At 64.4% G+C, this 12,399-nt stretch carries 10 protein-coding genes; 4 read left to right on the top strand and 6 right to left on the bottom strand.

Translation table 11 applies throughout. The features are described from left to right. Positions 1 to 26 precede the first annotated feature (26 nt). Together panB and panC are read right to left on the bottom strand one after the other, a co-directional pair. Complete coding sequence (panB, locus tag AC27VQ_RS14405; protein ID WP_421591484.1) at positions 27 to 851, bottom strand: 3-methyl-2-oxobutanoate hydroxymethyltransferase; 825 nt, start codon at positions 849 to 851, stop codon at positions 27 to 29. Between the two features lies 1 nt (position 852). After that, the gene (panC, locus tag AC27VQ_RS14400) at positions 853 to 1,716 is read right to left on the bottom strand and encodes a pantoate--beta-alanine ligase (protein ID WP_488716799.1); all 864 of its coding nucleotides are present in this window, start codon (positions 1,714 to 1,716) and stop codon (positions 853 to 855) included. 280 nt (positions 1,717 to 1,996) lie between these two features. On the opposite strand from panC, the gene AC27VQ_RS14395 reads away from it, so the two are divergent. The 4 genes from AC27VQ_RS14395 to AC27VQ_RS14380 all read left to right on the top strand — a co-directional run bounded on the left by AC27VQ_RS14395 (position 1,997) and on the right by AC27VQ_RS14380 (position 6,419). Beyond that, a complete protein-coding gene (locus AC27VQ_RS14395) occupies positions 1,997 to 4,048 on the top strand; it encodes a DEAD/DEAH box helicase (RefSeq protein ID WP_488716798.1) in 2,052 nt (683 codons plus the stop codon). A 71-nt stretch (positions 4,049 to 4,119) separates the two neighbouring features. Continuing rightward, positions 4,120 to 4,962, top strand: a complete 843-nt coding sequence (locus tag AC27VQ_RS14390) for a TIGR02587 family membrane protein (RefSeq protein WP_488716797.1) — start codon at positions 4,120 to 4,122, stop codon at positions 4,960 to 4,962. A gap of 7 nt (positions 4,963 to 4,969) precedes the next feature. Beyond that, on the top strand, positions 4,970 to 5,380 hold the full coding sequence (locus tag AC27VQ_RS14385; RefSeq protein WP_488716796.1) for a TIGR02588 family protein: 411 nt from the start codon (positions 4,970 to 4,972) through the stop codon (positions 5,378 to 5,380). Between the two features lie 124 nt (positions 5,381 to 5,504). After that, complete coding sequence (locus AC27VQ_RS14380) at positions 5,505 to 6,419, top strand: M23 family metallopeptidase (protein WP_488716795.1); 915 nt, start codon at positions 5,505 to 5,507, stop codon at positions 6,417 to 6,419. Here AC27VQ_RS14380 and ligA read toward each other — a convergent pair. From ligA to lpxC, 4 genes are all read right to left on the bottom strand, one after another. Continuing rightward, positions 6,406 to 8,565: an NAD-dependent DNA ligase LigA gene (ligA, locus tag AC27VQ_RS14375; protein ID WP_488716794.1), complete on the bottom strand. Its 2,160-nt coding sequence runs from the start codon at positions 8,563 to 8,565 to the stop codon at positions 6,406 to 6,408. The two genes, AC27VQ_RS14380 and ligA, sit on opposite strands and share 14 nt — an antisense overlap. A 64-nt stretch (positions 8,566 to 8,629) precedes the next feature. Beyond that, positions 8,630 to 10,300 carry a DNA repair protein RecN gene (recN, locus tag AC27VQ_RS14370; protein WP_488716793.1) on the bottom strand — a complete coding sequence of 557 codons (1,671 nt, stop codon included), beginning with the start codon at positions 10,298 to 10,300 and terminating at the stop codon, positions 8,630 to 8,632. Between the two features lie 17 nt (positions 10,301 to 10,317). Next, positions 10,318 to 11,184 carry an outer membrane protein assembly factor BamD gene (locus AC27VQ_RS14365; RefSeq protein ID WP_313532365.1) on the bottom strand — a complete coding sequence of 289 codons (867 nt, stop codon included), beginning with the start codon at positions 11,182 to 11,184 and terminating at the stop codon, positions 10,318 to 10,320. Between the two features lie 155 nt (positions 11,185 to 11,339). Beyond that, on the bottom strand, positions 11,340 to 12,296 hold the full coding sequence (gene lpxC / locus AC27VQ_RS14360; protein WP_488716792.1) for a UDP-3-O-acyl-N-acetylglucosamine deacetylase: 957 nt from the start codon (positions 12,294 to 12,296) through the stop codon (positions 11,340 to 11,342). Positions 12,297 to 12,399: the final 103 nt, after the last annotated feature.

The following is a 12,399-nucleotide window of genomic DNA, read 5'->3' as shown; positions in this document are numbered from 1 at the left end:
GATCCCTGACCGGCGCTGATGGACGATCAAACTTTCTTGAGCTGGAACGTGTGCTCCGGTGCGGGGAAGCTGCGCGCCTTGACCTCTTCCGCATAGGTCGCGAAAGCCTCGCTCATCACGGGCGCCAGGTTGGCGAAATGCTTGACGAAGCGCGGCTTGAAATCCGTGAAGATGCCGAGCACGTCGTCGACCACCAGAACCTGGCCGTCGCAGGCGGGCGATGCGCCGATGCCGATGGTCGGCGCCTTCACCTTGCCGGTGATTTCGCGCGCCAGCGGCTCGACCGTGCCTTCGATGACGATGGCGAAAGCGCCGGCATCGTCGATGGCGGCGGCATCCTTGCGGATCTTTTCCACTTCCTTGTCGTTGCGGCCAAGCGAGCGGTAACCGCCCGTTGTGTTGATGAGCTGCGGCATCAGGCCGACATGGCCGAGCACGGGAATGCCGCGCTGCGTGAGGAAATCGACCGTCTCGGCCATTTCCGCGCCGCCCTCCAGCTTGATCGCCGAACAGCCGGTTTCCTTCAGCACGCGGGCGGCCGTCGCGAAGGCCTGCTCCTTGGACTGCTGGTAGGAGCCGAACGGCAGGTCGACGACGACGCAGGCATTGGACGAGCCGCGCATGACGGCCTGGCCATGGGCGATCATCATCTCGATCGTCACGCCGACAGTGGAATCGAGACCGTAGAGCACCATGCCGAGGCTGTCGCCGACCAGCATGAAATCGACATGCGGGTCCATCAGCTTGGCGACCGGCGTCGTATAGGCGGTGAGGCTGACGATGGGACGTTCGCCCTTGAGGGCCTTGATGTCGGACGGAGCCAGACGGCGCTTGGCGGTGTGTACGCTCATGTCACGCAACCTTCTTCTTTGGGCTGAGGACCCGGTTATCGAGGAGCTTCGTGCTTCCAAAACGCACAAAAAGCAGCAAAAGGACCAGCCTGTCGCCGACCGTGTCGATTTCGGCCAGCGTGTCCGGATCCCTGATGGCAACGACCTCCGGCTTGGCCAGAGGCTCGGTGCGGAGGAAGGCCATCACGCCCGCCTCCAGTGTCTTCGCATCGGTCTCGCCGGCGGCGATCAGCCGTTCGGCCTCCTCCAGCGCGCGTGGCACGATGGCGGCGGCGGCACGCTCTTCCGGCGAGAGATAGACATTGCGCGAAGAACAGGCGAGGCCATCGGCCTCACGCACCGTCGGAACGCCGATCACCTCGACCGGCTGGGCGAGATCGGCGACCATGCGGCGAATGATGGTGAGCTGCTGGAAATCCTTCTCGCCGAAATAGGCGCGGTCGGGACCGGCAATGTTGAAGAGCTTCGTCACAACAGTCGCAACCCCGGCGAAATGGCCGGGGCGCACGGAGCCTTCCAGCTCAGCACCAAGCTTCGGCACGTCCACCACGGTCTCCATCGGCCGCGGATACATGTCCGCGACGCCGGGCGCGAAAAGATAGTGCACACCCTCGGCCTCCAGCATCGCCTGGTCGCGGGCGAGATCGCGCGGATAACGCGCGAGATCCTCGTTCTGGCCGAATTGCAGCGGATTGACGAAAATGGTGGCGACGACGATGTCGTTGTCGGCGCGGGCGCGGCGCGCAAGCTCCATATGGCCGACATGAAGATAGCCCATGGTGGGCACGAGGCCGATCGTGCGGCCATCCAGCCGGTGTGGCGCAAGTGCAGCGCGCAAATCCGCGATGGTGGTGAACGTCTTCATCGGCGGTTCCTCCTTGCTCTCGCCCTCTCCCGCGGGCGATGCTCCCATGTCGTCTCTGCGGACCACTTTCCGGGGGCGCCGTTTTCTATCTTGTGCAGCGCAAAAAGACAATCGGGAAAGACTTTTGCCCGCCATCGCTTAACCCGCTGGGCAGCATTGCATTTTGCGCACTGTACATTTTGGCCAAGGAGCAGTAGAGAGCGCACAACACGCTCGTTAGGTACGGGCTTGCGAGTGCGACGCCAGATCGTCGCTGAACCCGAATTCCGAAAGACCCCACATGACGAGTTTCGACAGCCTCGCTCCGGCGATGGCAAAGGCGTTGGAAAAACGCGGCTATACCACTTTGACGCCGGTGCAGATCGCCGTCTCCGACCCCAAGATCGGCAATTCCGATGCGCTGGTTTCCGCGCAGACCGGCTCCGGCAAGACCGTTGCCTTCGGCCTGGCGCTCGCGCCGACGCTGCTTTCCGGCGAAGAACGTTTCGACCGCGCGGGAAGCCCGCTTGCGCTCGTCATCGCCCCGACGCGGGAACTCGCCATGCAGGTCAAGCGCGAGCTGGAATGGCTCTATGAACTGACCGGCGCCGTCATCGGCTCCTGCGTCGGCGGCATGGACGTGCGCAACGAGCGCCGGGCGCTGGAACGCGGTTCCCATATCATCGTCGGCACACCGGGCCGCCTGCGCGACCACATCACGCGCGGCAATCTCGATCTCTCCGCCATCCGCGCCGTCGTGCTCGACGAGGCCGACGAGATGCTCGACCTCGGCTTCCGCGAAGACCTCGAATTCATCCTCGAGGCCGCCCCGGAAGACCGCCGCACGCTGATGTTCTCGGCCACCGTGCCGAAGGAAATCGCAGCGCTTGCCAAGAACTACCAGCGCGATGCCATGCGCATCTCGACGGCGGCCGAACGCGAGCAGCATGTCGATATCGAATATCGCGCGCTGCTCTGCACCCCCTCGGACCGCGAGAACGCCATCATCAACACGTTGCGCTTCTACGATGCGCAGAATGCGATCGTCTTCTGCTCGACGCGCGCGGCCGTGAACCACCTGACGGCCCGCTTCAACAATCGCGGCTTCTCGGTCGTGGCGCTGTCAGGCGAACTCAGCCAGAACGAACGCACCCACGCGCTGCAGTCCATGCGCGACGGCCGTGCCCGTGTGTGCATCGCCACCGACGTCGCCGCCCGCGGCATCGACCTGCCGAACCTCGAACTCGTCGTGCATGCCGACCTGCCGACCAACCCGGATACGCTGCTGCACCGTTCGGGCCGCACGGGCCGAGCCGGCCGCAAGGGCGTGAGCGCCCTCATCGTGCCGCTCAGCGCGCGCCGCAAGGCCGAGCGCCTGTTGCAGATCGCCAACCTCAAGGCCAACTGGGCGACGCCGCCGTCGGCCGAAGAGATCCTGCGCCGCGACGACGAGCGCCTGCTCGCCGATGCGACGCTGACAGAGACGATCGGCGAAGACGAAATCGAGACGATCGACGCACTGGTCGAAAAATTCGATGCCCGCCAGCTCGCCGCCGCCGTCGCGCGCTACTTCAAGGCCGGCCGCTCCGCACCGGAAGACCTGATCGAGGTCTCGCTCGAACAGCGCAAGCCGCGCGAACGTGGCAACGACGCCATCCCGGCCGAAACCAAGCGCCCGCGCGACAGCTTTGCCCGCAGCACCTGGATTTCCGTCTCGGTCGGCCGCAAGCAGCGCGCCGAGCCGCGCTGGCTGATCCCGATGCTCTGCCGCAACGGCAATATTACCAAGAACGAGATCGGCGCCATCAAGATGCAGCCGGAGGAGACCTTTATCGAGCTCTCCGCCGATGCCTCCGACGGTTTCATGGGCGCGCTCGGTCCCAACAGCATGCTGGAGCGCGGCATCCGCGTGACGGTGCTCGAAGGCATGCCCGACCTCACCCCGCATTTCTACGAGCGGACGCCGGGCGAAAAGACCCAGCGTTACGACAAGCCGGTGCGCAGCGAAGAACGCCGCGCCGACTGGAAGCCGCGCGGCGAGTTCGACAAGAAGCCCGGCTTTGCCAAGAAGAAGGACTTCGACAAGAAGCGTGAGTTCGACAAGCCCGAAGGTGCGGCAGCCAAGCCGCACTGGAAGGATCGCAACGACAGCGCCGACAAGAAGCGCGAGTTCGACAAGCCTGAGGGTGCGGCAGCCAAGCCGGCGCACTGGAAGGATCGCGACGCGAGTGCTCAGAAACCGGGCAAGCCCTTCGGCGGCCCGAAGCCCTTCAAGGGCAAGCGCGACGAAAAATTCGCCAAGCCGGAAGGCGGCCCGAAGAAGCCGAAGCCCAAGAAGTTCGACCGTCCCTAAACGGTTGGCGGCGCGGAACTCTTTGCTCCGCGCCGCATTTCCCCCGCGCTTGTTGCCAGGGGGGTACAGCGATGGCAGGCGAGACCACATCCGCTGACGACACAAAAAACCAATTCAACAGCTTCGTGACCGGCCTCGGCCGCGGTGTCGCCGGCGCGCTTTTCCTGGCGCTGCCCATGCTGATGACCATGGAAATGTGGTATCTCGGCTTCACCATTGCGCGCGAGCGGCTGCTGCTGCTTCTCCTCCTCAACATCCCCCTTCTCATCCTGCTTGCCCGCCGCATCGGCTTCGAGGAGACGTTCACCTGGCGCGAGGCGATCCGGGACGCGATCATCGCCTATGGCATCGGCATCGTGACCAGCGTGATCGTGCTCGCCGCCCTCGGCCTGCTGCATGCCGACATGCCGGCGAGCGAAGCCGTCGCCAAGATCGCGCTGCAATCCGTGCCGGCCAGCATCGGCGCCATGCTTGGCCGCAGCCAGCTCGGCCACGACGAAACCGAGGACGACAGCCAGGAAACGCCCTATCACGGCGAACTCCTGATGATGGCCGCCGGCGCCCTCTTCCTCTCGCTCAACATCGCACCCACCGACGAGATGATGGTGCTCGCTTACAAGATGTCGATCTGGCATGCGATCGTCGTCACCCTGCTCTCGATCACGCTGATGCACGGCTTCGTCTATGCCGTCTCCTTCATCGGCGGGCACGAGCTTGAGCCGGAAACGCCGTGGTGGCACGCTTTCATTCGGTTCACCCTGCCCGGCTACGTCATCGCACTCGCGATCAGCGTCTTCGCCCTCTGGATCTTCGAGCGGCTGGGCGACAGTTCCGCCGTCGAGATCATGCTTTCCGTCATCGTGCTCGGCTTCCCGGCGTCGCTGGGTGCCGCAGCCGCGCGCCTGATCCTGTGAGGCTTTCATGACCAAATCCGAACAGGGCCGCCATCGGGAGCGCCAGGATCCGCACTGGATCGAATGGCTGACGGGCATCGTCTCCGCGCTCCTGGTCGCCGCCATGCTCGGCTGGCTGACCTGGGAAGCCTTTACCCGCGCAGCGACGCCGCCGGACCTCGCCGTGACCGTGCTGACGACGGAAAAAACGTCAGCCGGCCACCGCGTGGCCTTCGACATCTATAATACGGCAACGACGACAGCTGCGGCCGTCACCGTCGTCGGCCGACTGACGGAAGGCGATCAGGTGATCGAGGAAAACGAAGTGGTCTTCGACTATGTCGCCGCCGAATCCAAATCGACGGGCGCCATTCTCTTCCAGACCGATCCGGCCGGCCATACGGTCGATATCCATCCGGCCGGTTACACGGATCCTTAGGAAAGGCTGATAAGCTGTGGAAGAGATTCCGGAAAACGGAACCAATACCGTCGGCGCGGATTGAGCAGGGACAATATCCGTGTCCGCCGATGGAAGGGCATGGCAGACCCTGAAGGGTGGAACCATGGAACTTCCCCTGCTCATCCTCCTGACCACGCAGGTTCTTCTGCCGATTTTCTTTTTGCTCTGGCTCTGGCTGCCGCACCCGGCCGACCGCGTCGGCTGGCTGATGCGCGTCGTCTACGGCGCCTGCTACTTCGCCTTCATCGCCGTGATCGGCCGCTGGGATTTTCTGAGCACGATACTGGCGGTGGTGCTGCCTGTCACCTTCGCCGTTTCGGCAGCGCTCGCCTATAGGCGCGTCCGGCATCGGCCCTGGAACCGCTCGCCCTCCCTCATGCGCAGCCACGGTTTCACCGCCGCCATGGCCGTCTTCTTCCTGGCGCTCACCGCACGAGCGCTGTCAGGCTATGGCTATCAGGACACCGCTGTCGACCTCACCTTCCCCTTCGCATCAGGCGAGTACTATGTCGGACAGGGCGGCAGCACGACGTCGATCAACAATCACCATGCCGACCCAAGCCAGCGCTACGCGCTCGACATCGTCGCGCTCAACGGTTTTGGTGCGCGGGCGGCGGGGGTCATGCCAGACGATCTCACGGACTACGTCATCTATGGCCGCGAGGTGAAAAGCCCCTGCACGGGCGTCGCCATCTCCATGCATGACGGCATCGACGACAACAGGATTTCCGAAACGAACACGCAAAAACCGGCCGGCAACCACATCATTCTCGCCTGCGGCACGGCACGCGTTCTGCTTGCCCATCTGCGCAAAGGGTCGATCGCGATCACGGGCGGCGAACTCGTGACAGCGGGCGAAACGCTCGGCCGCGTCGGCAATTCCGGCAATTCCTCCGAGCCGCACCTGCACATGCACGCCTATCTCGGCGGCACATTGGACTATAATGCCGGAGAAGGCGTGCCGATGACCTTCAGCGGCCGCTTCCTGGTGCGCGGCTCGACCGTCATGATCCCTTGATGAGCTCGAACCAGCCGTCCTCGTCGATCACCTCGACGTTGAACTCCTTGGCCTTGTCGAGCTTGGAACCCGCACCCGGACCGGCCACAACCAGATCCGTCTTCTTCGAAACCGACCCCGCGACCTTCGCGCCCAGCCGCTCCGCCATGGCCTTCGCCTCGTCGCGCGTCATCTTCTCCAGCGAGCCGGTGAAGACCACCGTCTTGCCGACGACGGGGCTCGACGTCGCAACGACCGCCTCGGCCGCTTCCGGCGTCACCTCCTGAAGCAGCCGGTCGATCACATCGACGTTGCGCGGCTCCTTGTAGAATTCCACCATGGCGCGAGCGACGACCTCGCCGATGCCGTCGATGCTGTTGAGTTCCGTCCAGGCCTCGCCCGAGAGCGAGACGGAAGCCTTCATCGCCTCCTCGAAGGCGGCATAGGTGCCGTAGGCCCGTGCCAGCAGCTTGGCATTGGTCTCGCCGACATGGCGGATGCCGAGCGCATAGATGAAGCGGTTAAGGGCGATCGAGCGACGGGCATCAATGGCGTCATAGAGCTTCCGCACACTCACCTTGCCGAAGCCGTCGATATTCTCGAGCTTGGTCAGCGAGCCCGCCTGCCGCTTTTCCAGCGTGAAGATATCGGGAGCCGTGCGGATCGTCAGCGACGGATCCTCCGCCTCGAAAAAGAAATCGATCTGCTTGGAGCCGAGGCCTTCGATATCGTAGGCGTTGCGCGAGACGAAGTGCTTCAGGTGCTCCACCGCCTGTGCGCGGCAGACGAAGCCGCCGGTGCAGCGCGTCACGGAATCGAGCCGGCCCGTCTTCTCGTTGCGCTCGCGCATCGCATGGCTGCCGCAGACCGGGCAGGTTTTCGGGAATTCGTAGCGCTGGGCGTCCGCCGGGCGCTTCTCCATGACGACATCGAGCACCTGCGGGATCACATCGCCAGCGCGCTGCACGATGACCGTATCGCCGATGCGGATGTCGTGATCCTCGGCCCGGATGCGCTCGCCGCTATTGCCGATGCCTTCGATATAATCGGCATTGTGCAGCGTCGCATTGGTGACGACCACGCCGCCGACCGTGACGGGCGTCAGGCGCGCGACCGGCGTCAGCGCGCCAGTACGGCCGACCTGGATGTCGATCTTCTCGACGATGGTGAAGGCCTGCTCAGCCGGGAACTTGTGTGCGGTCGCCCAGCGCGGCGAGCGCGAGCGGAAGCCGAGGCGCTCCTGCAGCGCCAGCTCGTCCACCTTGTAGACGACCCCGTCGATATCGTAATCGAGGTCCGGGCGGGCAAGGCCGATCTCGCGATAATGCGCGATGATATCCTCGACGCGCGACAGCCGCTGCGTCATCGGATTGACCGGAAAGCCCCAGGATTTCAGCACGCCGATCATGCCGAACTGCGTATTGTCAGGCATCGCGGACATCTCGCCCCAGGCATAGGCGAAGAAGCGCAGCTTACGGCTTGCCGTCACCGAAGCATCGAGCTGGCGCAGCGAGCCCGCCGCGGTGTTGCGTGGATTGACGTAGGTCTGCTTGCCCTCCGCCGCCATCTTCTCGTTCAGCGCGAGAAAATCGCTCTTGGCCATATAGACCTCGCCGCGCACCTCGACCACCTCGGGCGCACCGGCCGGCAGGCGGTTCGGAATTTCGGTGATGGTCTGCACATTGGCGGTGACATTCTCGCCCGTCGTGCCATCGCCACGCGTGGCGGCCGTCACCAGGCGGCCGTTCTCATAGCGGATCGACATGGAAAGGCCGTCGATCTTCGGCTCGGCGGTAAAGGCGATGGAATCGTCCGGCAGGCGGCCGAGGAAGCGATAGACCGAGGCGACGAAGTCCCGCACGTCCTCGTCGGAAAACGTGTTGTCGAGCGACAGCATCGGGCGGGAATGGGTGATCGGCGCAAAGGTTGGGAGCGGCGCGGAACCGACACGGCGCGACGGGCTGTCATCGCGTACCAGAGCCGGAAAACGGGCCTCGATTTGCTCGTTGCGCCGCTTCAGCGCGTCGTATTTGGCATCCGAAATCTCCGGCGCGTCCTGCCCGTGATAGAGCTCGTCATTGCGCGCGATCTCCGCCGCCAGAAATGCAAGCTCGGCTGCTGCTTCGTCTTCGGTCAGGGTTTCGACAGGGGTTTTCGCGTTCGCCATGACATGCTCCGGGATTCGGAGAAGGTTTTAGAGCAAAGCTGACGAAAGGAAAGATGGGACGCCGTTACGTCCCGCCGGAAAGCAGCCGTGCGGCCGCGGCGCGCGCCTCGTCGGTCACGGAGGCGCCGGCCAGCATGCGGGCGATCTCTTCGGTGCGCGCACCCTCGTCCATGCGGGCGACACGGGTGGCGACGGTCTCGCTGCCCTCGACCGGCCCCTTGGAAATGAGGAGATGCGTCGCGGCGCGTGCCGCGACCTGCGGCGCATGGGTGACGGAGAGCACCTGCACGGTGGCAGACAAGCGCTTCAGCCGCTGGCCGATGGCATCGGCCACAGCACCGCCGACGCCGGTGTCGATTTCGTCGAAGACGAGCGTCGGCGCAGAACCGCGATCGGCCAGCGCCACCTTAAGCGCCAGCAGGAAGCGCGAGAGTTCACCGCCCGAGGCGACCTTCATGATCGGGCCGGGGCGGGTGCCGGGATTGGTCTGGACGTGGAACTCGACCGTGTCGATCCCCTCCTCCGCCCCGCCGTCCGGATCGGTGGTGATCTCGACGGTGAAGCGCGCCCGCTCCAGCTTCAGCGCCGGCAGTTCCGCCATCACGGCGGCGGCGAGCGCGTCTGCGGTATGATGCCGCCTTTCGGAAAGCGACTTGGCGGAGATTTCGAAAGCGGCGCGCGCTTCGGTCAGCCGCGCCTGCAACTGCACCAGCTTTTCCTCGCCGGCATCGAGATCGGCAAGGTCGGCGATCATCTTGGCAGCCAGGGCGGGAAGACCGGTGACGGGCACGGAATATTTGCGGGCGGCGGCGCGCAGCGCAAACAGCCGCTCCTCCGTGCGCTCCAGCTCCTTGGGATCGTATTCCGTCTTGCGCAACGCCGTCTCGACGGCCGTCTGCGCGTCGGAAAGGTGGTTCAGCGCCAGATCGAGCAGTTCGACCGTCTCCTCCAGCAGGCCCGGCGCCTCATGGCTCTTGCGCTCCAGCCGGCGCACGAGCGCGGCGATCAGCGGAACGGGCGAGGCATTGCCGTTCAGGAATTCGCTCGCCTCGTTGATGTCGCCGGCAATGCGCTCGGCCTTCATCATGCGGGCACGCACCTCCGCCAGCGCATCCTCCTCACCATCCTGCGGCGAGAGCACTTCCAGCTCCTCTACGGACGAGCGCAGATAATCAGCCTCGCGGGCCGCCGCGTCCACCTTCTCGCGGTGGCGGCGCAGCGTGCGGTCGGCTTCCTTCCAGTGGTGATAGAGCGTGCCGACATCGGCCGCCGCCTCGCTCAGGCCACCGAAGGCATCGAGCAGCAGGCGGTGCGCATCGGTATCGACGAGCGCCCGGTCGTCGTGCTGGCCGTGGATCTCGACGAGAAGCTGGCCGGCCTGGCGCATGAGCTGCACCGACACCGGCTGGTCGTTGACATAGGCCTTGGTGCGGCCATCGGCCGATTGCTGGCGGCGGAAGATGAGGTCGCCGTCATCGTCGATGCCGTTGTCGCGCAATAGCGCACGCGCCGCATGGGTCATCGGCACGTCGAAGACGGCCGTCACCTGGCCGCGTTCGATGCCGTGGCGCACCAGCGAACCGTCGCCGCGCCCGCCGAGCGCCAGCGAAAGACTGTCGAGAAGAATGGATTTGCCGGCGCCCGTCTCCCCCGTAAGCACGGAGAGACCCGGCTCGAACGCAAGGTCGAGCCGTTCGATCAGGACGATATCGCGGATCGATAGCTGCGCCAGCATGGCACGTATCTCTTGGTTCAGGCGCCGATCAGCTTCTTGCCGGCGCGCGAAATCCAGGAACCGTTGTTCTCACGCGGCTCCAGGCCCTTCGACTGCAGCAGCTTGTAGCTGTCGGCATACCACTGGCTGTCCGGATAGTTATGGCCGAGAACGGCGGCCGCCGTCTGCGCTTCGCTGGCAAGACCCATCGCGTAATAGGTCTCGACGAGACGCGCCAGCGCTTCCTCGATCTGGTTGGTCATCGGATAGGTTTCGACGACCACGCGGAAGCGGCTGACGGCCGCGATGAATTCCTTGCGCTCGAGATAATAGCGGCCGATCTGCATTTCCTTGCCGGCGAGCTGGTCGCGGGCAAAACGCATCTTGGTCTGGGCATCCTCGACATATTCCGAGTCCGGATAGTTGTCGACGACGGCCTTCATCGCTTCGAGCGTCTGCTGCGAGGTGCGCTGGTCCTGCGTCACGCTCGGGATCTGCTTCCAGTAGGCGAGGCCGATGATGTACTGCGCGTAGGCCGCGTCGGAGGATTCCGGATAGAGGTTCAGGTAGCGCTTGCCGGCCGTGATGGCCTCTTCATAGGCGCCCTGGCGATAGCTGGTGAACGCGCTCATGACGAGCGCCTTGCGCGCCTGGTCGGAGAACGGGTTCTGCCGATCGACGGCCGCGAACTTGCGGTTCGCCTCGCCCACCTTTCCGGCCTGCAGGTTTGCCAGACCCTGATTGTAGAGCGTATCGGCGGATTCGGTCTCGCCCGACAGCTTCGTGATATCGATGTCGGGATCAGACTGGCAGGCAGAAAGACCAATCGAAGACGCCGTAGCGACAAGCGTAAGATAGACAATGCGCGCCGTCTTCTTCACACCAACAGACCCTGCAACAACCATGTGATAATCCCAGTTCAACGGCGCCCCATGCGGACGGGCCGCACATGCGCCCCGCGTTGTATCTCCAAAAGCGTGAAGATCGCAACGCCATGCCCACGCATTAACGCATTTTTATGGCATTCGTGTCGGGAAAGAAAAAGGAATGCGGCCCGGCCTCAGAGAGACCAGGGCGCAAATTCCGGTGCGTTGACGGCGATCAGCTCGCGCTGGCCGGCGCGCGAACGCGGTGCGGCGGCTTCGACCACTTCATAGGCCGAGCGGTCGCTGAGCAGCGCCTTGAGGGCATGCGCATTCATCTTGTGGCCGCCGCGATAGGAGCGGTAGCAGCCGATGAACTGCGCGCCGGCAAGCGCCAGGTCGCCGACGGCATCGAGCGTCTTGTGGCGCACGAACTCGTCCTTGGCGTAACGCAGGCCTTCGACATTGATCACGGTATTGTCATCGGAGATGACGACCGAGTTTTCCAGCGAGGAGCCGAGCGCCAGGCCGGCGGCCCAGAGACGCTCGACATCGCGCATGAAGCCGAAGGTGCGGGCGCGTGACAGTTCGGTGCGGAAGGTGGCGGGCGAAAGATCGCCCTTCCAGGACTGGCGGCCGATGAGCGGGCAGTCGAAATCGATCTCGACTTCGAATCGCGTGCCGTCATAGGGTGAGAACTCGGCCCAGGAGGCGCCAGCCTCGACGCGGACCGGCTTGATGATTCGGATGTAGCGGCGCTTCACGGCAAGCGGGATCAGGCTCACTTCGTCGATCGCCTCGATGAAGGGCGCGGAACTGCCGTCCATGATCGGCATTTCGGCGCCGCTGACTTCGATCAGCGTGTTGTCGAGGCCGAGCGCATAGAGCGCTGCCATGACATGCTCGACGGTCGCAATCGAGGTCGCCGGCGAGAAGCCGAGCACGGTGCAGAGATCGGTGCTGCCGACCTGCGAGGAGACCGCGCGGTATTCGCTGACGGTGCCGTCGGCGAACTGGCGCTGGAAGACGATGCCGCTGTCGGCTTCGGCCGGATTGAAGGTGATCGACACCGGCACGCCGGAATGCACGCCCGTGCCGGAAATCGTCACCGGGTTTGCAATCGTGGTCTGGAAACCGAGCATCGTCATATGCATTCGCCTCGTCTTATTGCCGGCTCATTCTTCGCCGACACTTTCAATTCTTGGCCCAAGGAAGGCCTTTGGCCGGACGCTCAGCGCCCGCCGACAAAGTTTGCCC

Source organism: Shinella sp. 20P9.1.1 (assembly GCF_057798995.1).
The sequence above is the reverse complement of the archived record's forward strand: the minus strand, read 5'-3'. Positions and strand labels throughout refer to the sequence as shown.